Here is a 21,350-nt window from a genome sequence, read left to right on the forward strand (position 1 = left end):
AAATTGATGCTGCAAAATTATTTCTTGTCAGTCACTAAAAATTGTAAAAATCGGCGGTCTTTGTTTTTGAATAGTTCTTTGGGCGAGGCACCCGAAAGTTTTTTGATCTCTTTGATAAAATGTGACTGGTCGTAATAGTTCAGCTGTGGAAAAAGCTTGCCCTCCTTGATATGCGAAAGAGAAGCCTGGAAACGCAGAATGCTGCAATATGCCTTTAATGAAAGCCCGAATTGCTGGTTGAAATACTGGTTGATCTGTCTTGCGCTCCAGGACACTTTTTCTGAAAGTTCCTTCACTGAAATCTCGCCGTTGGTTGCCGTAATCAATTCAAACAATTGATGTTTCCGGTCGTCAATTTCTTTTGGCAAAAGCGATTGAATTTTTCGGGTGGCTTTTTCGCAAAACAAATCAAAATCGTTCAGATCATCAATATTGAAATCCCAAAAATTATCAGGTAAAGATTTTCCTGTGTTCAGGATATCTGCGATAGAGTGGTGTAAAATATATTCTACGGCAAGCGGATTAAAATTAATGGCAAAAAAAGTTGAAATACTTTGTTCCGGTGTGATTTTAGGTTTCGTTTCCAGACCTAAAAGCGAAATATGAAACTGACCCTCTGAATTTTTGTAAAAAGACAAATCCACTTTCCCGTTCGGAATAATCACGCCTTCGGTAATAGAAGACAGGTTCTGTATCGATGAAAAACAATAGACGAAATCGGCAATCGACGGATCGGGTTTGACGAGCTTATGTTGAGGGATATCATTCATTTTTCTGGCTGGCTTATTTAACGACTTAAGCGCATCTACATTTTCACATTTTACTTTTATTGAATTTTCAATATATTATGAACACCTTGGGTTACTTTTAAGATCATATCTGATTGTTAAAGATAATTAAAATTCTGTACCCATATTAATTGACAAGTCTTTTCTGATCTACGAAGTGGTTTTCATAAAAATTATAGTAAGGGTAATTTTTTTTAATTTTGTGATCACTGAAAATCATTCTATATTTGCACCACTAAAAACCACGATATATCCGTTATTCAGGAGAGTTGGCAGAGTGATCGGTTGCGGCAGTCTTGAAAACTACTTGTTGTAGCAGTTCGGGTTCGGATTCCTTACTCTTCGCTGAAAAAAGAGGTAATTCCATTAAAAGTTTAAAAGAACTGTTTTTTTGCATGGGTCGGCGAAAATCATTTTTAACAGAAGATTCAGTTTTAAACTTTGATCGTTTTGTTTGGCTATGTGGATCTTCGATTTTAAGCCCAAAGACATAATAAATAACAATTGAATATCAACTTTAAACATATTCTATCCCGGAAATCTATTTATATAGCCATTGCATCCGTATGCTTCATTGCGGTGGTGGCATTTGCTGTACTCAGTATTCTCATTACCCGCGACAGCCGGAAAAACAATGAAGAATTTGCCCGGAAAACCTTTTTCAGAAAATATGAAACCATAGAAAAAGAATTCAGGAATATTGAAGATTATCAATACCTGCTCCGGGCCCTGATTCGTAAAGACGGTCTGAAAAACTATAAAGAATATTCCTCTGTCCTCAATGACCTGAACAGAAAACGGAATCTTCTGCCGTACAGCTGGTATTCCTATTATCATGGAACTTCCGGAAAATCTGAAAACAGCAGTGCCTTATCTGAAATATTCACAAAGAAAGATAGAGGAGGAAAGTATATCAAAATACAAAACAATGGCTCAGGGCATTTCAGTGATTTTTTGATTACTACGCCCAAAGACAGCATCTATTGGGTAAGCTACGATTCTCTGAAACTGCCTCAGAAAGATATCCTGTACTACGGTTCGGCGGTAAGTCTGGATGATCTCCATCAATACTTTATCAATTTAGACAAAACGCCCAACAATTATGCCTATGTTTTCACCAAAGAAGGCATCTGCATTACCCATCCCGACCAGAAATACCTCGGGAAGAATATTTTTGATTTTACAAACATTAAACCGCAGGATACCTTAACTGCCAAAACAAAATCCGGTTATACAGAAGGAAGCACCATTTCCGAATACCTGAATGTAGAAGTTACCCGCTTTATAAAACCTTTAAAAACAGACAACTTTGAGGGTTACGCAGTGGTAAACCATGTGAATTTCCTGATCGATGAAAGCGTAAACAAAACAAAAACCTATACTGTTTACATATTTCTGGCCGCTCTGTTCCTTATTGTAACGGTTTTCATTCTTTTTCAGAGATTCACCGCACTGGCTTATCGGGAAAAAGAAAAAATACAGTCCGAAAAGAACCTGCTCCTTATTGAAAACGAAAAAATGCACCGTGTGGAAGCCTTAAACCAGCTTCAGCAGCTCAAGAATAATATCAACCCGCATTTTCTTTTTAATTCATTGAATTCCCTGTATATGCTGATCGGAATCAATAAGGAAAATGCACAGCGCTTTACCATGAACCTTTCTAAAATCTATCGCTACCTTATTGTTCCACCCAGGGAAAATATTGTTCCCGTAGCGCAGGAGATCAGGTTTATCGAGCAGTATATGGAACTCCTGAAAAGCAGGTTTGATGAAGAGCTCACCTTTGATATTATCATTGCTCAGCCTTCAAGTTTAGAAAAAAGAATTCCGTATCTGTCCCTTCAGATGGTAACGGAGAACGCAATAAAGCACAATATAGCCACCATAGACCATCCTCTGGAAATTACCATTACCGTGGAAGATAGTGGAATTGTCATCAGAAATACATGGCAGCCCAAAACCGGTGAAAATGTTCAGGGCGAGAAGTTCGGAATTGACTATTTGAATCAGGTTTATGATTATTTTAATAAAGATTCTGTTAATATATCTGTAAATGGTGAATATTTCATATGCTTTTTACCGCTAATTGAATAAAAATATAATCCACTCACTCCCGAAAATACACCTCTCACTCCTTATTAATATGTAAATGATCTCTTTACCTCTAGTTTTGCAGCTGAAACTGAGATATGTAATAATTTGGAATGAATAGGACTATTTTAATGAAGAACTACAGACTGGCATTGTATTTAGGACTCGCCTTAGCCTCTCCGGCTGCATTTGCACAGAAAAAAGACACTTTAAAAACCGATAAAGAAAAAACCGACAAAACAGAATCTTCCTCAAAAAAAGCAAAAAAAATTGAAGACCTGGTGAAAAAAGGAACTTACAAAAAAGGGCTTTTTAATACCATCCAGGTGAAAACCGATGTTTATTTTGAGATCCCGGACAGCCTGATGGGGCGCCAGTTTCTGGTTGTGAATAAGTTGTCGCAGGTACCGATGCAGGTAAACGAAGCCGGACTCAATAAAGGAATGAATTATGAAAACAAAGTCATTTCTTTTTACCGCGATACCGTAGCTAAAAAAGTATGGGTGAAAACGATCGTTCCACGGGTGTCATCTCCTGAAAACGATGCCATCACAAGATCTGTGAAAGACAATTTTTCAGAATCCGTGATTGAGGTTTTTGATATTGAGGCCCAGAATAACGATTCTACCTCTGTAGCCATTAAAGTCAACAAGATTTTTGACGGAAACCAGAAAAGCTTCAATGATGTTCTGGCCAATGTAGGCCTTGGCGGATCAGTAAAATCCAACCTCTCCTATATCGAAAAAGTAAAAACCTTTCCTCAGAACCTTGTTGTTAAGTCCCAACTGACGACTTCAGTAAATGAGGGAGGCGTAGACCTTCCGGTAACACTGGGCGTGACCACAAACCTCGTATTGCTAGCCAAAGTACCGATGCAGCCAAGAATTGCAGACCCAAGGGTTGGTTTCTTCAGTGAAAAGCATTGGACCTTCAACGACCGCCAGCAAAAAATGGATGAACAACAGTTCATTACCAGATGGAGGCTGGAACCCAAAGATGAAGACAAAGAAAAATACTTGCGAGGAGAGCTGGTAGAACCCAAAAAACCTATCGTTTATTATATAGATCCTGCAACCCCGATCCAGTGGCGCGAAAAAATCATCGCTGGAGTATATGACTGGCAGGCGGCTTTTGAAAAAGCAGGCTTTAAAAATGCGGTAATCGCTAAAATGCCTGATGATAAAGATGAAGATTTTGATATAGACGATGTACGATATTCAGTAATCACATATGCTGCCTCGCCCAAGGCCAATGCGATGGGGCCTTCGGTGGTGGATCCGAGAAGTGGCGAAATCATAGAATCGGATATCATCTGGTGGCATAATGTGATGACTTCCCTTCAGGAATGGATGAGGATCCAGACCGGGCCTGTTGATGCCAAAGCCAGGGGAAATGTATTCAGTGACGAGCATATGGGAGAGGCCATCAGGTTTGTATCTTCCCATGAGGTAGGCCACACATTTGGGTTGAAACACAATATGGGAGCTTCATTTGCATTCCCGGTTGAGTCTCTTCGCTCAAAAGAATTTACAGATAAGATGGGCGGAACGGCTCCTTCCATTATGGATTATGCACGGTATAATTATGTAGCCCAGCCGGAAGACGGGGTTACCGCCATCACTCCAAAAATCGGTGTATATGATAAATACGCAATTGATTGGGGTTACCGCTGGTATCCGGACGAAATTTCCGAGAAAAAAGCATTAAGAAATTTAATAGAAAAACATCAGGACGATCCTATGTATTTCTATGGTGAACAGCAGAATTACCTGGAAACCATTGATCCGCGTTCGCAGTCTGAAGACCTGGGTGATGATGCTATGAAAGCCGGAGAATATGGAATAAAGAACTTGAAAATCGTTGTAGATAACCTTTTAAAATGGACCTATGAAGACGGAAAAACATACACGGATGCAGGAAAGCTGTATCTGGGAGTCATAGGGCAATGGGACCTGTATACAGGACACGTAATGGCGAATGTAGGCGGAATTTACCTGAACAATACGGTTTTCGGGAGCAATAAGAAAGCGTATGAAGCAGTACCGGCAGAAACTCAGAAAAGGGCCGTTGATTACCTGATCAGAAATGCAGTAAATCTTCCGGAATGGCTGTTCTTCAATCCCATCACAGAGAAAACCTATTCCGTCAAAAATTCGCCGATGGGACCGTTCGAGCAAACTCCCTATACCTTGGCGAGGGGAATGCAGTACGGAAATATTTACTCCCTGTTTATGGATGACCGATTGCTGAGAATGCTTGAAAATGAATTAAAGCATGAGGTTTCCGGCTCAAAAGAAGAAATCTATACCGTGGAGAACCTATTCGACCAGGTTCGTGGAGCCATTTTCAAAAAGAAAGGAAGCCTCACCATCCTTGAAAAAATGACCCAGAAAAACTATGTGGATGCCCTCATTGTTTCCGTGAATAAATTATTTGAAAAAACAGCTGTAAAAGCTTTAAAAGTGGACAATAACCTGAATATTCCAACGATATGCAATTTCCATGGAGAAGAAGAAAATCTTAGGAATATCAACTATTCGTCCATGAAAAGAGTATCCGAAGTTACCACCTATAAGAGAGCGGAGCTGCAGAAGGTACTGAATCTATTGTATAAAACTGAATATAAAGGAGATGAAGCTTCCAGGGCTCATTATGCAGACTTGATCATCCGGATAAAAGAGGCTTTAAATAAATAATCGGCTATGAAAAAAACTCTAATACTTTTACCTCTTTTGGCGGCTCAGATAGCATTGGCCCAGGAAAAGAAAACCATTACAGGAAAAATTGCTGACGAAAATACCTCTGGTGTTATCGCAGGAGCATCTGTAAAAATAGAAACCCGGTCCGTTTCCAGCAAAACAGACCTGGACGGAATTATTGAAAGCGTATCCGTAGGTACGGTAACGGATAAGAACGGACAGTTCATCCTGGAAATCCCGGCAGAAACCAAGTCTGTACTGGTCAGTTATCCCGGCTATGAGTCCAGGATCATCATGATCAGCGAAGACAAAACCAATTATACAATACACCTGATTCCCGAAGTTTCAGATAAAAACAAGATTCAGGAAGTCATCATTACCGGATACCAGAAAATTGAAAAACGCAAGCAGACCTCTGCTGTTTCCACTGTAAAAATGGATAACATCAACCAGGCCGGTGTTGCCAGTGTAGACCAGATGATGATGGGGCAGGTAGCAGGAGTAGTAGTAACGCCTGAAACAGGAGCTCCGGGTGGTCCCGCCAAGATCAGAATCAGGGGAACAGCATCACTTTCCGGTCCCCAGGACCCGTTATGGGTGGTAGACGGTCTTCCGTTGGAAGGAAACGATGTGCCTAACTTCAGTGATAAGGATAATATAGACCAGCTTCAGAACTTTTCTATTGCGGGACTGAACCCTAATGATATTGAAGATATTACCATCCTGAAAGATGCGGCGGCTACCGCTATTTACGGGGCAAGAGCGGCCAACGGAGTGATTTCCATTACCACAAAAAAAGGGAAGAAAGGAACGATGAGACTGAACTTTTCAGCAGACACCTTCGTAACGGCCCGTCCTGATTTTAACAAACTAAATCTTCTGAACGCTTCCGAAAAGGTTGATTTGGAATTAATGCTTGCCAGCCGTGCAGACCTTACGTACCGTGCCGATAAAGGCGAGGTGATGAGGATTTTAATGAAGAACGGCCAGCTTGATGCTTACAGAAACGGAGGACTTGGCGCATTGAATTCATTTACCCGTCAGCAGATCGATGGCTTAAGGGCCAATAATACGGACTGGGGCAAGCTCCTGTACAGAAATGCGATTAACAAACAGTATGGAGTAAGCCTTTCCGGAGGAAGCGACCGTTCAGATTATTATTTCTCACTGGGATATTTTGATGAAGAAGGAACAACTATCGGGACAGGTTTTGAAAGATATAACCTTACCTTAAAGAACAATTATAAAATAAGCGATAAGTTAAGCGCCGGAATATCTGTTTTTGGTACAAAAAGCGAGAAAGAATCGTTTATGACAGATGCAGATGCATCAGCCAGTCCGGTGAATTATTCAAGAAATGCCAATCCGTATATGAATCCTTTCAATCCGGATGGAAGCTATAACTATGATAAGGATATAGACGGTTTTGGAGATACTTATATTCCTTTCAATTTCCTTGAAGAGAGAACGAATACGAACTATACGCTGAAGAACCATTCATTGAAGGCTATATTAGATTTAGAGTATAAAGCAACCAAAAACCTAAGGTTTACGTCGCAGCTGGGCATTCAGTATGATACCAATAAGACGGAAAAATATGCCGGACAGGAAACCTACTTTACCAGAAAGATGAAAGAAGGAACCCGCTATTACAAAGATGGTGCCTACCGTTATTTCCTGCCTGCCGGAGATATTAAACAAAACTGGAACAATGATTTCTATCAATACAACTGGAAATTACAGGGGTTGTACAGTACAAAAATCAATTCTGTTCATGAGATCGATTTGATGGCCGGAACTGAAATCCGTAAAACAGAAGATAATACTACGGTTACCAGAGCTTTTGGTTTTAACAGCCTTACCAAAACAGGAACTCCGATTATATTTCCCAATTCTGATTTTGCCGGAGATAAAAAATACGAAACCTATCGTGAAATGCCTACTGTAGAAAACGCTTATGCTTCTATGTTTGCGACGGCTTCTTATACCTATGATCAGAAATATACGTTTTTCGGAAGTGTGAGATATGATGGAACCAACCTTTTTGGAGTCAATAAAAAGTATAAGTATTTGCCGATATGGGCGGTTTCAGGTTCATGGTTAGTGACCAAAGAAAACTTTATGAAAGATCTTACGGCCATTTCCAACCTTAGACTGAGAGCTTCCTACGGACTACAGGGAAATATTGACCGTAATACCTCTCCGTTTTTTATCGGGGAATATGGGGAAGCCAACATTCTTCCCGGAACAAAAGAAGAAATTATTAATGTAATCACTGCCCCGAATGATAAGCTCCGCTGGGAAAAAACAACCAATGTGAATCTAGGGCTTGATCTGGGATTGTTCAAGAACCGTATCAGTCTTACTGCTGATGTATACAGCAGAAAAGGAACCGATATGATCAGTATGAAAGAAACACCTCTTGAAACAGGATTCAATTATACGATGATGAACTGGGGAAGCTTAACCAACAAAGGTTTTGAACTGGCAGTTTCTACCAGAAACATTGATAATGAAAACTTCAAATGGTCTACCACCATCAATTTTGCTCATAATAAAAGTAACGTCATTACTGAGCAGCCCCGCCAGAACTCAATGCTTCCTTCCAGGGAAGGGCTTCCTGTAAATGCTGTATTTGCCTTGAAAACGGCGGGAATGGATGAGAACGGGAATCCAATGTTCTGGAAAGGAAATGAAAAAGTAAAAATTGAAGATTTCTTTAAACTCTATGATGTGTATGAAGAATTCCTTCCGGGGCAACTAGTAGGAACGAAACTTACCGCTGAGGAAATGAGAAGCCTTTTTACCTACGTTGGAGACAGAGATCCTAAATTTACCGGAGGGATTATAAACACCTTTAAAGTCCATAATTTCGATCTCACTGTTTCAGCAGCTTTCAACTTTAAGCAAACAGTGATGAGATCACCTTCTTACAGAGGAATGAATCTGGACAGAGGAAGAAATTATACAAGAGATATCTATGAAGCAGGAATTTCACTTCCTGCCATAACAAGTCCTGATATGGAAAGCAATCCGGGATGGATGGGGAACAAATGGCTTACCGACAGTCCGAACAACACTTATGGTCTGCTTGATATATGGGCAAAAGAGATCAGTTACCTGAGAATCAGTAGTATCCGTTTAGGATATACCCTTCCTAAAGAATTTACAAACCCTATGGGAATCAGCAGTCTGAGACTGAGTGTGGAAGGACGTAACCTCTTTGTATTCAGTAATGGGTATAAAGGATATTTTGATCCCGAAACCTATGGTAATATTTATGCGCAGCCTATTGCCAAATCCGTTACAATCGGCTTTAATGTTTCTTTTTAAAAAGTGAAAAAATGAGAAAAATAACTACATTCATTGCTCTGGCAGCCATCAGCTTTACAAGTATAGGTTGTGACCGTTTTCTGGATATACAGCCTGAAGGAAAAGTGATTCCGGTTACCGTTGAAGATTACAGAAAAATACTGACATCCGCATATTCAAAATATCCTATTCATAAATCCCTTTCTGCGCTTCGCACAGATGAGATGGCGATCGATGAAAATAACAGCGATTTCCCGTACTATCGGGAGCTGGCTATGTGGAAAGACAGCAATTATGATGCTGAAACAAAAGAATTCCAGTGGGCAGACTTCTACACAGTAATTTTCTACCTGAACCAGGCAATCAACGAAGGAACGAAGACCATGAAAGATTCTCCTGAAAAAAATCAGATTCTGGCAGAAGCTTATGCGCTGCGTGCTTATTCCTATTTTGATTTGGTTAATTTATACGCAAAACCTTATAATGCTGCTACAGCTTCCGCGGACAGGGAGTTCCTATCAGTTTAAAGGCTGACATGGAAGCCGTATTAAAGCCCTCTACGGTACAGGAAGTCTACAACCAGATTCATGAAGATATGGAAAAAGCGGAGGGACTTATGGTAGAACAGCAGCAGGCTGCCGGGGCTAACTATAAATTCTCTAAAAATGCACTCATGGCTTTCAATGCAAGACTTGCTCTTTACCAGGGAAACTGGAACAAAGCGCTGCAGTATGCACAAGCAGTATTGAGCGTAAAAGCGGAATTAAGTAATTTAAATACAAGCAATACCGCACCTAATCATTATGCATCCGTGGAGTCTATCCTGGCATTGGATAACCCATTGAATACCAATGTTCAGAATGTAATTTTTGCCTCTCCGGAATTGATTTCAAAGTATAATCAGAGCACAGACAAAAGATTTGGAGTCTATTTTGAAAAAAACAGCAACAGGTATAAAGTTATCAAAGGAGGAAGTAATAATTTCAGAGTTTCCTTCAGAACAGCTGAATTATACTTTATAAAATCTGAAGCATTATTAAAACTTAACAGGCTTGATGATGCTAAAGAAGTATTACTGAAAGTTTTAGCCAACAGATATACCCCTGCAGGATATACAACTGTTCAGAATGAGGTCAATCCAATGAGTGCTTCACAGTTCATGAGTTACCTTCTGGATGAAAGATTCAGGGAATTTGCTCTCGAAGGCCACAGATGGTTTGATCTGAGAAGAGCAGACCAGAAAAAAATCATTCATATCGTCAACGGAGTAGAGTATATCCTTCAGCAGAATGACCCGAGATACACCATAGAATATCCGATGAGTGCCAAGAAGAATAATCCGAATTTATAAAAACATTCATATTAACAACTCCTGAAACCGCTTGAACGTAATAGTTTAAGCGGTTTTTTTGTACTTTTGTAAGGTTATGAAAATCGCCATTATAGAAGACGAACTGCTGGCTGTTAATTATCTTAAAGATCTTTTGGATAAGCAGAACATTGTCCCTGTTACAGAAACAGTGATTCTCCGTTCCAAAAAGCAGGCTATCGACTTCTTCGAAAACCATTCTGCAGACCTTATCTTTATGGATATTCACCTCGGCGACGGAATGAGCCTGGAGATATTTGAGCATGTGGAGCTTTTTACCCCGGTTATTTTCATCACTGCATTTGATGAATATGCCATGAGAGTTTTCAGGCATTTCACCATCGATTATCTTCTGAAACCTTTTGAAGAAGACGATCTGCATAAAGCCCTTCAGAAATTCATTTCCATACGGTCCAATTTTGATCCCGGGCCCGTCTTGCAATCCATTTCCACCTTACGCCACCCGGAAAATCAGGAAAAGATGAATCATTTTATGGTGCGTGAAGGAAACAAACTGAAATCCATAGACGAGCATCAGACGGCCTATTTTTTTGCTTCCGGTAAATACCTGTTTCTGACCACCAGGGATGGCAAAACCTATATTTATGATGATACCATCAAAGATATCATCCACAAGCTGAATCCGGAGCTGTTTTTTAAGATCAACCGCAAATTTATCATCAATAAGACTGCGATTGTTGAGATCATCAAGCATTCCAGCCAGAAAGTGGAACTGAAGCTTTCCCCGGCTCCCGAGATCAATTCAGATGTTTTTATCAGCAAAAGACAGATTACAGAATGCTTAAACTGGATCAAAAATTAACTGCTTTAATATTTGAAAAATAGTTCCTGTTAATACTCAGAAAATAAAAAAGAAATTTCCGGAAATACTGTAAAAACCAATCATGAGTAAAAAAGATCAATACGGGCTTGAATTTTTGAAAGTAACCGCCGGCGGGAACATCGGCTATAACTGTATCAGGAAAGATGGAATGGTGGATGGGAATAATTTGCTTCAGTTTTTAAATTATTTAAATAAGCCTGGTACAGAGGTGCTTATAAAAGAAATAGATCACTATCTGAACAGCGCTGAAAATCCCGACTATACTCCTTATGATTCAATGGTCCTGGAACATATCGACCTGAAAATTGAATATCCTTATCTTGTTATTGATGACCAGGCCGATGTTTTTTTATTAACAGACATCAGGGATTTATTACAGGAATGGTTAATGTTTCTGCAATCTTAGGCCATTTTTAAGATAAGTCCACTGATACAGTATCATTTAAGTAACAGATTAAAGCTTTTTTTGAATATAATAAAATTTTAGTATTATTTTTTTTAAAAATTGATTTATAAGTATATACGTGTGGTATGTAGGCATAAAATGATTAAAAAAATAAATGTTTTTCGGAATTTTGTGAGTATTTTTGGCGGTACTTAAATAAAAATCAACCCACAAGTACTGATTCATCCTATGATTTTAATTGTTGATGATAACCAAAGCAATCTTTATTCTCTAAAGAAACTGCTGGAATCCAAAGATTTTCAGGTAGATACAGCCAATTCCGGAGAAGAGGCTCTAGGAAAAGCAATAAAAAATAATTATGCATTGATTATTCTGGATGTGCAGATGCCGGGGATGGACGGATTCGAAGTAGCGGAAACATTGGCCGACTACAGCAAAACCAAAGAAGTTCCCATTATATTTTTGTCCGCAGTAAATACCGAAAAAAATTCATAACCCGCGGTTATGCCTCAGGAGGAAAAGACTATGTCACCAAACCTGTAGATCCTGAAATTTTATTGCTTAAAGTTAAAACTTTTTACAGTCTTCAGGAGCAGAACCTTGCCATGAAAAAGACCCAGCAGAGCCTGGAACTGGAAGTTAAAGGAAGAAGAGAATCCCAGGTGACTATGAAGTCCCGCATTGACCATCTTCAGCTGATGCTCGAGTCATTGCCTCAGATAGCTTTTACCCTTAACGAAGACGGAAATATAGAATTTGTCAACCATAAATGGTATCAGTATTCGAATAATGAGATAGATTTTCCCGAAGTACATCCTGACGACCACAATATCAGGGAAGAATTTGAACGCAGCAGAAAAAGGAAGAAGGCCCTCGAACTTGAGGTAAGAATAAAAAAAGTAGATTCAGGCGACTACAGGTATCATCTCCTGCGGGTAACCCCGGTGAACGACGGAAACGTCATAAAAAACTGGATTGGTACCTTTACCGACATTGATGACCAGAAAAAGATCGAAAAAGAAAAAGATGAATTCCTGAGCATTGCCAGCCACGAGCTGAAAACACCTTTAACCAGCATAAAAGCCTATGTTCAGCTGCTCGACCGTAAATTAAAACTGGACAAGCAGAGTGCAGAAGCCGGCTTCATGAATAAAGTTCAGGACCAGATCGAAAAACTGAACACCCTGATTACCGACCTTCTTGATGTTTCCAAAATAGAAAACGGAAAACTTAAGATCAACAGGAAACCAACCAGCCTTGAAAATCTTATCAGCAGTGCTGTTGAAACCATTATCCAGACCCATGACGAAAACAAAGTCAAGATAAAAAGACATGGGATAAATCCCGAAATCCTCATCCCTCTTGATGAAATACGCATAGAGCAGGTTCTTATTAATTTCCTGACCAATGCCATCAAATATTCTCCCCAAAATAACCAGATCATCGTTACCACTTTTGTAGACGAAGAAAAAGAAGAAGTAAAAGTGAGCGTTACAGATTTCGGAATCGGAATCCCTGATTTTAAGCAGGACGCTGTTTTCCGTAAATTCTACCGGGTAGAAGAATCTTCCCTGCAGTTCCAGGGAATGGGAATCGGACTGTTTATCTGTTCAGAAATCATTAAGCAGCACCACGGAACCATTGGAGTATCCAGTAAAGTAGAAGAAGGATCAACCTTCTATTTCACCTTACCTTTAAACTAATTCTCATGCCGAAAAAAATAATCAGAAATCTTCAGTTTGGAGTCGGGCTATCTTTATTGATCCTGATTGCAAGCTCAGTGGCTTCCTATCTGAGCATTCAGAAACAGATGGACCATAGGGAAAGCCTCTCCCAAAGCCGGAGATCAATTACCGCTGTAAAAGATGTTCTCGTGGCCTTACTGGACGCCGAAACAGGAAACAGAGGCTACCAGCTTACAGGAAGAGAAAGCTTTTTAGAGCCCTATAACCGAAGTTTAAATGAATATGGCAAAGCCATTGAACGTGCAAAAGCTCTGGATATTTCAGATAAAAAACAGCTCGAACGTTTACATGCTTTGGAAGAAAATGTCAAAAATAACGTTGACAATTTAAAGTACTTTGTTCAGAACAGGAAAAATGGGATTGTAATGACCCAGCAGCAGATCATGCAAAGCAAAAGCTACATGGACAAATGCCGCCAGATCGTCCGCGATTTTGTACAGTACGAAGAAAGCCAGCTTGAAATTAAGAACAAAGAACTCAACCGTTCATCCGGTACAACCGTTATGTTCATTATTGTTTCGGCAATAGCAGCGGTGGTGGTTACTATATTCTTTTATGTAAAACTGAGATCGGATCTTATCCGCAGAGACAAACTGGAAAAAGAATTAAGAGCAAAAGATCTGGAAATAAGCAGAAGGGTAAGTGCGATCCGTGAAATTGCGAACAGGGTTGCCAACGGCGATTACAGCCAGAAAGCAGTAGATCATTCACAGGATGACCTCGGTGATCTGGTGGAGTCTCTGAACCATATGACCGATTCACTGAAAAAATCCTTCGATAAAATCAATAAAAGCGACTGGCGCCAGAAAGGGCTTGCATTGCTCAATGAATCTCTGGTAGGGAATAAATCCGTGAAGGATGTCTCCGACAAATCTTTAAATCAGCTGGTAAGTTATGGGAAATGCATCAATGGAGCCTTATATCTTTTTGATGATGGAATCCTTAAGCTGAGTACCGCTTTCGGCCTGGAGAGTAATATGAAAAAAACATTCGAGCCGGGAGAAGGAATGGTAGGCCAGGCTTTTACCAATGAAAAAACACAAGCTTATAACAACCTGAATGAAGAAGACTTTGCCGTAAGTTTTGCAAGCAGTAAAATAAAAATTAACGGAATACTTCTGCTTCCGGTTCACGCAGACGGCCATTGTATCGGTATTATTGAATTAGGATCCGCTCTCGGTTTCGATGAAGACAGGATCAGTTATTTTGATGAATGCAGCAGAAACATAGGAATTGCTTTAAATGCAGCCAAAGGCCGTGAAAAAGAACAGCAATTGCTGGAAGAAACACAGGCACAGTCGGAAGAACTGCAGGTACAGCACTCCGAACTGGAAAACCTGAATACGGAACTGGAAGCCCAGACCCAAAAACTACAGGCATCCGAAGAAGAACTTAAAGTACAGCAGGAAGAGCTGATGCAGGCTAATGCCGAACTCGAGGAGCGTTCAAGAATGCTGGAAGAAAAAAACCATCTTATTGCAGAAAGGAACAGCGAAATCCAGAAAAAAGTAGAAGAGCTCGCACTCAGTACGAAATACAAGTCTGAATTCCTGGCCAATATGTCTCACGAGCTGAGAACACCGCTGAATTCAATTCTTCTTCTTTCAAGGCTGATGGTTGAAAACCCGGATGAAAATCTCAATGAAGACCAGATAGAATCTGCAAAAGTCATTCAGAGCTCAGGAAGCAGCCTCCTTACCCTTATCGATGAAATCCTGGACCTTGCCAAAATAGAATCAGGGAAAATGTCCCTTGAATATCAGGATGTGCTGATTAATGATGTGGTGACCGATCTGAAAAGCCTCTTTAATCCGTTAATCCAGGAAAAGAAAATCAAATTTGAAGTTCACATAGACAGTGATGTTGAAAAAACAATAGAAACCGACAGGCTCAGAGTAGATCAGGTCCTGCGCAACCTTTTGTCCAATGCTTTAAAATTTACATCAGAAGGAAGCATTAAGCTGAATATCGCAAAAGATCCAAAAAAGAAGAATTTCATCATTTTCAGTGTTAAAGACACAGGAATAGGGATTCCGGAGGAAAAACAGGCCATTATTTTTGAAGCATTCCAACAGGCTGATGGCTCTACACGCCGCAGATTCGGAGGAACCGGATTGGGACTTTCCATAAGCCGTGAAATTGCAAGATTGCTTGGAGGAGAATTAACCCTGAAAAGTAAAGTGAATGAAGGCAGTGAATTCAGCCTGATCATTCCCGTAACTGCTGTTTCTGAAACCGTGCAGCCTGAAACCGATCAGCACCTCGTGGAAATCATCCGCGAAGACGTTGAAGAAATTAAGAACATTTTAGATGATACGGAGGCTGAACCGGCCGTTCCTGTTGAAATACTGCCGATTCCCGAATCTATAGAAGATGACCGTGACGGAATTACCAATGAGGATAAAGTGATATTAATTGTTGAAGACGATATTCATTTCGCCAAAGCACTCCTCAAATATGCCCGTATGAACCAGTACAAAGGAGTAGTGGTGGTAAGAGGGGATCATGCGCTGTCCGCAGCAGTTCAGTACCATCCGCAGGCTATCCTGCTCGATGTCCAGCTGCCTGTGAAAGACGGATGGCAGGTAATGGACGAACTAAAATCCAATCCAGTTACCAAACCTATTCCGGTACACATGATGTCCGTACTTCAGCTTGAAAGAGAAAGTCTGATGAAAGGAGCTATTGACTTCATCAACAAGCCGATGGCCCTTGATAAAATGACCGATGTTTTCAGAAAAATTGAAGAAGCGCTTCAGAGATCTCCCCAAAAGGTATTAATTGTAGAAAACAATGCCAAACACGCCAGTGCGCTTGCTTACTTCCTGAGTAATTTCAATATTTCCTTATCAGTAGAAAATAATGTTGAAGACAGTGTCAAAGCTCTGACCTCCAATGTGGATTGTGTCATTCTGGAAGCTGCAAAAGGAAATGAATATCAGGTTATTGAATCAATCAAAAGCTATGAAGGCTTGGAAAACCTGCCGATTATTATTTTTACAGAGCACAATTTATCCAAATCGGAAGAGCTTAAGATCAAGCAGTATGCAGATTCCATCGTGGTAAAAACAGCCCATTCTTACGAAAGGATTTTAGATGAAGTAGGATTATTCTTACATTTGGTGGAAGAAAAAACAACTCTGTCGAAACGGCAAGAAATAAAGTTTTAGGATCATTGACAGAAGTGCTGAGTGGTAAAAAAATATTGATTACCGATGATGACGTCCGCAATATCTTTTCTTTGACCAAAGCCCTGGAAAAATACAAAGTGGAAGTTGTTGTTGCCATGGACGGGAAACATGCCCTGCAGCAAATAGGAGAGCACAAAGATATAGACGTTATTCTTATGGATATGATGATGCCTGAAATGGATGGCTACGAAACCATTAAAGAAATCCGGAAAATGCCGGCATTCAAAAAGCTTCCGATCATTGCCATTACCGCAAAATCGATGATCGGGGACCGCGAAAAATGTATTGAAGCAGGTGCTTCCGACTATATTTCGAAGCCTGTGGATATTGATCAGTTATTGTCCTTACTGCGTGTATGGTTATATGAAAGTTAAATGATGAATAAGAAAATTTTAATTGTGGACGATGATCCACGGAACATATTTGCACTCAAGCTGACCCTGAAATCCCGCGGATATCAGATCGACAGCTGTACCAGCGCTCAAGTAGCAATTCAGATTTTAAAAGAAAATGAAATAGACGTGGTCCTTATGGATATGATGATGCCTGAAATGGATGGGTATGAAGCCATAAAGACAATAAGAAACACACCGTCTATCAGCCAGATTCCTGTAATCTCTGTCACGGCGCAGGCCATGCCGGAAGACCGCCAGAAATGTCTCGATGCAGGAGCACAGGATTATGTGTCTAAACCGATTGACGTAGACCAGTTGATGACCGCCATAGAAAAACTTGCATAATGCTGGAACCGAGTATTGTAAAAGATGAAGAAGTAGAATACCTGATAAAAGATGTTTATGAGATGTACGGTTATGATTTTTCAGAATACAGCCGGGCCTCTTTTAAGCGCCGGGTAAACCGCATCTGCCTGATCGACAGGTTTACCAGCTTTGCAGAACTCCGGTATACCATCGTCAACGATCCGGAATACCTGAAACGTTTTGTAGAAGAAATAACGGTGAATGTCACGGAAATGTTCCGCGATCCGCATTTTTTCAAAGCACTCAGGGAGAAAATTCTGCCTCAGCTTGGAACCTATCCGCTCATAAGGATCTGGGTGGCAGGCTGCTCTACAGGTGAAGAAGCTTACTCAATGGCCATATTGCTTAAGGAAACCAATCTGTACCACAAATCTCTGATATACGGTACAGACCTGAACCCGTCCGTTCTGGAAACTGCACGCTCAGGAGTTTTTCCATTGCATCAGATGAAAACGTATTCCGAAAACTATATGCTATCAGGCGGTAAAAAAGACTTCTCCGATTATTATACCGCCAATTATGACAGTGTAAAATTTGATAAGAGTCTGCAGGAAAAACTCATCCTGTCTACCCATAATCTGGTTTCAGACAGTTCTTTTAACAGTTTTCAGCTGATTATCTGCAGAAATGTACTGATCTATTTTGACCGGGGACTGCAGGAACGCGTCTTTAAGCTTTTTGATAACAGCCTTGAAAATCTGGGATATCTCGCACTGGGTGCAAAAGAAACCCTAAGGTTTTCCAGACTGGACAGGAATTACCATCAGGTAGACGACCAGAGAATCTGGAAAAAGGCAGAACATATGTAATACGTTTGATCATGGAAACAGCCAATACAAAGACAGAATTAATTGTGATAGGAGGGTCTGCGGGAAGCCTCCAGGTCATTCTTGGAATGCTTAAAAAATTAAAGACCGGTTTGGCTTTTCCTATTGTGCTTATTCTGCACCGTAAGGCTTATTCCACCAACATTTTGCAGACATTGCTGCAGCAGTTTATTTCAATCGATGTCGTGGAAATTGATGATAAAACAGAAATTGAGAACAATAAAGTCTATGTGGTTCCCGCAGATTATCACCTGCTGTTCGAAAACAAAAATATGATGTCGCTGGACTTTTCAGAGAAAATGAACTATTCGCGCCCTTCCATTGATGTCACCTTTAAATCTGCTTCAGAAATCTATGGTGAAAATGTGATAGGAGTTTTGCTTTCAGGAGCCAATGCCGATGGAGTGGAAGGTTTGGGATTTATCAAAAAAATAAAGGAAAAGTCTGGATCCAGGAGCCCGGGACGGCGGAAGTGGATTATATGCCCAGACATGCTTTGCAGGAAGTAGATTATGACTTAATTATTAAGCCGGATAATCTGGCAGATTATATCAATCAACTATAAACAATATAAAAAAACTAGGATTAAAATAAAAAGAATATGAGTACAAAGAAGATTTTGATTTTTGATGATGATACAACAATTTTAGAGGTTATTACCATCATTTTTGAAGAGAATGGGTATCAGGTCGAAATTTCAGAAACATCTCATGATATTCTGGAAAAAGTTTCCAGATTTCAGCCCGATGTTATTCTTATGGATAACTGGATTCCAAAAATCGGAGGAGTGCAGGCGACTCAGCTTTTAAAAAGCCATGAGGAATTCCGGTCGATTCCCGTTATTTATGTAACGGCCAATAATGATATCGTCAGATTGGCAGAAGAGGCCCAGGCGGATGATTATGTGGCAAAACCATTTAATCTGGATGATCTGGAAGAAAAAGTGGCCAAATATTTACAGAAATAAAATGAACCGGGTAAATGGCCCTATACATTATAGAAATCCTTACATCACCTGTAAGGATTTTTTATGTTTAAATAATCTTTCGCAGAGGCTGCTTCGTTCTCCCTTCAAAATATCTTACTCTCTCACGGAGAAAATCAATACTACAATTTCCGTTATTGATGTCAGAGATCAGTGCGGATAAAAATAATTTCAATTCAGGGAAGACCAGTATTTTATTCGTAAATGTAGCCGCGATGATCATTTTTTTCGATACAATATTCTGGGTAAAGGTATATTCACCTTCCAGATCAATGTTCAGGGAAAACTCATTAGCTATGCTGAGAGATAAATACCGGTGGATCAGGTCTATATTTTGTAACATATTTTCCATCTTTGGTGTATTTATAGAATATACAATAATATTTATGCCATACTTGTTTTTTTAAAGTTTTTTTAATTGATAATCAATGGTAAACGGGGTAGGTATTGAGTATTTTAAAATAAATATTATATTGCTGTGCATTTAAACCATAAAATCTTTTACAGATAAGCAGTCTTAATAAATATGTTGAAAGATATCATTACCAAAGACCTTAAGGTTGTTTTCTGCGCAATCAATCCCGGTTTAAAATCTGCTGAAGACGGTCATCACTTCTCGGGGCGAAGCAACCGCTTTTGGAAAGTCCTGCATCAGGCTGGTTTTACCCCTTATCAGATTGAGGCTGTAAATGATACAAGTATTTTAAACTTCGGATACGGACTTACAACTGCTGTAGAAAGGGCAACTTCCCGTGCAGATGAACTTCTGAAAAATGAATTTGATGATTCCCTTAAAGCCTTTAAAGCAAAAATAACCGAATTTCAGCCCCAATATCTTGTATTTCTCGGTAAGGCAGCTTACCAGGCTTTCTCAAAACAGAAGCCTATTCCGTGGGGTGAACAGCCGGAAGAATTTTGTGGTTCAAAAGTTTGGGTACTGCCGAATACCAGCGGTCTGAACCGTGGCTTTACCCTGGATGATCTGGTTGAGTCTTACAGCCGGTTTTACCAGGAAATTCAAAAATAATAGGCGACAGCTCCTGGATTCATGTTTCAAAACATAACCTTCCCAATCCATTTTAAAAACTATTTGGCAGATTTCTTTATTTTTGCCAAAAGCTGTTAACCATGAAAAATGTCCTGAGCTGGATATTAATTACATTTCTTACCGTTTCTCTTTTGAACAACTGCTTCAGCAACCGTGTCCGGAAAGAAACAAAAGAAAAAGCCACATTTCTTGCTGAATTGAGGAAATTATATTCTTCCGGAGATTCTTCCAAATGGCCAAAACCGATCCTGGATCCCGAAGCCAGGCCTTATTTTTCCGAAATAGGACATCTGCCGGATATTCAGTTTCCAAACGATAATCCCTATTCCGAAGACAAAGCATTGCTGGGAAAAACTCTTTTCTACGATCCCCGGCTTTCCAAATCTGACCAGATTGCATGTGCTTCCTGCCATGATCCCGAACTCGGTTGGTGCGATAACCGGACTTTTTCTTTCGGGCACAACAGGCAGCTTGGCACCAGAAATGCGATGAGCATCCTGAATGTAGCCTATGCAAGAACCCTGTTCTGGGACGGCCGCGCTAAATCTCTCGAAGAGCAGTCGGAAATGCCAATCCGGGACGAGAGGGAAATGAACGGACATATTGATCTGGCAGCCGGGAAAATTGCCAAAATCAAAGGCTATGAAATCTTATTTGAAAAAGCTTTTGGAGATAAAACCGTTTCAAAGGACCGGATTGCCAAAGCCATGGCTGCTTTTGAAAGAACTGTCAGAAGCGGAACTTCCAGGTTTGATCAGTTTATTGACGGGAAATCCGAAGTTTTTTCCGATGATGAGCTGATGGGACTTCACCTTTTCCGTACCAAAGCACAATGCATGAACTGCCACAGTTCCGGTTATTTTTCCAATAATCAGTTTGAAAATGTGGGATCCTCTCTTTTAGGATCAAAAGAAGAAGATCTGGGAAGATATCTGGTGACCAAAAATCCGGAAGATGCCGGGAAATTCCGTGTACCGGGACTGCGTGAAGTAACAAGAACGGGCCCGTGGATGCATAACGGATCCATGACAACCCTTACGGAAGTGATCCGGTTTTACAGCAGAGGAAATCCCGAGCATTCCCAAAAACGTGCAACAGTTCATCAGGGAATAACCCTTACTTCTGAAAAATCGGGTTTTGTAAGACTGCTTGATCTTACTGATGAAGAAATTGCCCAGCTGGAAGCATTTCTACGGACTCTGTCTACAAAGCCGGAAAGAGTTATGCCTCCGGTACTGCCTCAGTAATCATAAAAGAACATGTAGCCGGAATGTAAAGCTTTTT

General features: G+C 40.2%; 19 protein-coding genes. 17 read left to right on the forward strand and 2 right to left on the reverse strand.

The window, feature by feature from the left end; genetic code table 11:
• Positions 1 to 17: 17 nt before the first annotated feature.
• Positions 18 to 770 carry a DUF6597 domain-containing transcriptional factor gene (locus tag N4G44_RS07605; protein WP_474925676.1) on the reverse strand — a complete coding sequence of 251 codons (753 nt, stop codon included), beginning with the start codon at positions 768 to 770 and terminating at the stop codon, positions 18 to 20.
• Between the two features lie 522 nt (positions 771 to 1,292).
• Here N4G44_RS07605 and N4G44_RS07610 point away from each other — a divergent pair.
• From N4G44_RS07610 to N4G44_RS07680, 15 genes are all read left to right on the forward strand, one after another.
• Positions 1,293 to 2,882 (forward strand): histidine kinase, encoded by a 1,590-nt coding sequence (locus N4G44_RS07610; protein WP_474925677.1) that lies wholly within the window; start codon positions 1,293 to 1,295, stop codon positions 2,880 to 2,882.
• A 110-nt stretch (positions 2,883 to 2,992) separates the two neighbouring features.
• Positions 2,993 to 5,575, forward strand: coding sequence for a zinc-dependent metalloprotease (locus N4G44_RS07615; protein ID WP_474925679.1), 2,583 nt, complete (start codon positions 2,993 to 2,995; stop codon positions 5,573 to 5,575).
• 6 nt (positions 5,576 to 5,581) lie between these two features.
• Positions 5,582 to 8,911: a SusC/RagA family TonB-linked outer membrane protein gene (locus N4G44_RS07620; protein ID WP_474925681.1), complete on the forward strand. Its 3,330-nt coding sequence runs from the start codon at positions 5,582 to 5,584 to the stop codon at positions 8,909 to 8,911.
• Positions 8,912 to 8,922: 11 nt separating this feature from the next.
• On the forward strand, positions 8,923 to 9,417 hold the full coding sequence (locus N4G44_RS07625) for a RagB/SusD family nutrient uptake outer membrane protein (protein ID WP_474925683.1): 495 nt from the start codon (positions 8,923 to 8,925) through the stop codon (positions 9,415 to 9,417).
• An 8-nt stretch (positions 9,418 to 9,425) separates the two neighbouring features.
• Positions 9,426 to 10,241, forward strand: a complete 816-nt coding sequence (locus N4G44_RS07630; protein WP_474925685.1) for a RagB/SusD family nutrient uptake outer membrane protein — start codon at positions 9,426 to 9,428, stop codon at positions 10,239 to 10,241.
• Positions 10,242 to 10,317: 76 nt separating this feature from the next.
• A complete protein-coding gene (locus tag N4G44_RS07635; protein ID WP_474925688.1) occupies positions 10,318 to 11,082 on the forward strand; it encodes a LytR/AlgR family response regulator transcription factor in 765 nt (254 codons plus the stop codon).
• 82 nt (positions 11,083 to 11,164) lie between these two features.
• Positions 11,165 to 11,509: a hypothetical protein gene (locus N4G44_RS07640; RefSeq protein ID WP_474925690.1), complete on the forward strand. Its 345-nt coding sequence runs from the start codon at positions 11,165 to 11,167 to the stop codon at positions 11,507 to 11,509.
• Between the two features lie 228 nt (positions 11,510 to 11,737).
• Positions 11,738 to 12,004 (forward strand): response regulator, encoded by a 267-nt coding sequence (locus N4G44_RS07645; RefSeq protein WP_474925693.1) that lies wholly within the window; start codon positions 11,738 to 11,740, stop codon positions 12,002 to 12,004.
• 62 nt (positions 12,005 to 12,066) lie between these two features.
• The gene (locus N4G44_RS07650) at positions 12,067 to 13,212 is read left to right on the forward strand and encodes a PAS domain-containing sensor histidine kinase (protein ID WP_474925695.1); all 1,146 of its coding nucleotides are present in this window, start codon (positions 12,067 to 12,069) and stop codon (positions 13,210 to 13,212) included.
• A 5-nt stretch (positions 13,213 to 13,217) separates the two neighbouring features.
• Positions 13,218 to 16,424: an ATP-binding protein gene (locus tag N4G44_RS07655; RefSeq protein ID WP_474925697.1), complete on the forward strand. Its 3,207-nt coding sequence runs from the start codon at positions 13,218 to 13,220 to the stop codon at positions 16,422 to 16,424.
• Positions 16,425 to 16,438: 14 nt separating this feature from the next.
• The gene (locus tag N4G44_RS07660; RefSeq protein ID WP_474928298.1) at positions 16,439 to 16,819 is read left to right on the forward strand and encodes a response regulator; all 381 of its coding nucleotides are present in this window, start codon (positions 16,439 to 16,441) and stop codon (positions 16,817 to 16,819) included.
• Positions 16,820 to 16,843: 24 nt separating this feature from the next.
• Positions 16,844 to 17,185, forward strand: a complete 342-nt coding sequence (locus N4G44_RS07665; RefSeq protein WP_474925700.1) for a response regulator — start codon at positions 16,844 to 16,846, stop codon at positions 17,183 to 17,185.
• Entirely contained in the window at positions 17,185 to 18,015 is an 831-nt protein-coding gene (locus tag N4G44_RS07670) for a CheR family methyltransferase (protein ID WP_474925702.1), read from the forward strand. Before N4G44_RS07665 ends, N4G44_RS07670 begins: the two co-directional genes overlap by 1 nt.
• A gap of 11 nt (positions 18,016 to 18,026) precedes the next feature.
• Positions 18,027 to 18,542 carry a chemotaxis protein CheB gene (locus N4G44_RS07675; RefSeq protein ID WP_474925704.1) on the forward strand — a complete coding sequence of 172 codons (516 nt, stop codon included), beginning with the start codon at positions 18,027 to 18,029 and terminating at the stop codon, positions 18,540 to 18,542.
• 92 nt (positions 18,543 to 18,634) lie between these two features.
• Positions 18,635 to 19,000 carry a response regulator gene (locus N4G44_RS07680; protein WP_474925706.1) on the forward strand — a complete coding sequence of 122 codons (366 nt, stop codon included), beginning with the start codon at positions 18,635 to 18,637 and terminating at the stop codon, positions 18,998 to 19,000.
• A gap of 67 nt (positions 19,001 to 19,067) precedes the next feature.
• Here N4G44_RS07680 and N4G44_RS07685 read toward each other — a convergent pair whose 3' ends face one another.
• Positions 19,068 to 19,370 (reverse strand): hypothetical protein, encoded by a 303-nt coding sequence (locus tag N4G44_RS07685; RefSeq protein WP_474925708.1) that lies wholly within the window; start codon positions 19,368 to 19,370, stop codon positions 19,068 to 19,070.
• 174 nt (positions 19,371 to 19,544) lie between these two features.
• Here N4G44_RS07685 and mug point away from each other — a divergent pair, with 174 nt between their 5' ends.
• Entirely contained in the window at positions 19,545 to 20,045 is a 501-nt protein-coding gene (gene mug, locus N4G44_RS07690) for a G/U mismatch-specific DNA glycosylase (RefSeq protein ID WP_474925709.1), read from the forward strand.
• Between the two features lie 101 nt (positions 20,046 to 20,146).
• Positions 20,147 to 21,313 (forward strand): cytochrome-c peroxidase, encoded by a 1,167-nt coding sequence (locus N4G44_RS07695; RefSeq protein ID WP_474925711.1) that lies wholly within the window; start codon positions 20,147 to 20,149, stop codon positions 21,311 to 21,313.
• Positions 21,314 to 21,350 lie beyond the last annotated feature (37 nt).

This window comes from Chryseobacterium sp. GTID13, assembly GCF_056172655.1.

Bases quoted from the DNA above. Each gene is read 5' to 3' on its own strand.
- N4G44_RS07605 (WP_474925676.1), bottom strand. From the start codon at position 770: ATGAATGATATCCCTCAACATAAGCTCGTCAAACCCGATCCGTCGATT.
- N4G44_RS07615 (WP_474925679.1), top strand. From the start codon at position 2,993: ATGAATAGGACTATTTTAATGAAGAACTACAGACTGGCATTGTATTTA.
- N4G44_RS07620 (WP_474925681.1), top strand. From the start codon at position 5,582: ATGAAAAAAACTCTAATACTTTTACCTCTTTTGGCGGCTCAGATAGCA.
- N4G44_RS07625 (WP_474925683.1), top strand. From the start codon at position 8,923: ATGAGAAAAATAACTACATTCATTGCTCTGGCAGCCATCAGCTTTACA.
- N4G44_RS07630 (WP_474925685.1), top strand. From the start codon at position 9,426: ATGGAAGCCGTATTAAAGCCCTCTACGGTACAGGAAGTCTACAACCAG.
- N4G44_RS07635 (WP_474925688.1), top strand. From the start codon at position 10,318: ATGAAAATCGCCATTATAGAAGACGAACTGCTGGCTGTTAATTATCTT.
- N4G44_RS07640 (WP_474925690.1), top strand. From the start codon at position 11,165: ATGAGTAAAAAAGATCAATACGGGCTTGAATTTTTGAAAGTAACCGCC.
- N4G44_RS07645 (WP_474925693.1), top strand. From the start codon at position 11,738: ATGATTTTAATTGTTGATGATAACCAAAGCAATCTTTATTCTCTAAAG.
- N4G44_RS07655 (WP_474925697.1), top strand. From the start codon at position 13,218: ATGCCGAAAAAAATAATCAGAAATCTTCAGTTTGGAGTCGGGCTATCT.
- N4G44_RS07670 (WP_474925702.1), top strand. From the start codon at position 17,185: ATGCTGGAACCGAGTATTGTAAAAGATGAAGAAGTAGAATACCTGATA.
- N4G44_RS07675 (WP_474925704.1), top strand. From the start codon at position 18,027: ATGGAAACAGCCAATACAAAGACAGAATTAATTGTGATAGGAGGGTCT.
- N4G44_RS07680 (WP_474925706.1), top strand. From the start codon at position 18,635: ATGAGTACAAAGAAGATTTTGATTTTTGATGATGATACAACAATTTTA.
- N4G44_RS07685 (WP_474925708.1), bottom strand. From the start codon at position 19,370: ATGGAAAATATGTTACAAAATATAGACCTGATCCACCGGTATTTATCT.
- mug (WP_474925709.1), top strand. From the start codon at position 19,545: ATGTTGAAAGATATCATTACCAAAGACCTTAAGGTTGTTTTCTGCGCA.
- N4G44_RS07695 (WP_474925711.1), top strand. From the start codon at position 20,147: ATGAAAAATGTCCTGAGCTGGATATTAATTACATTTCTTACCGTTTCT.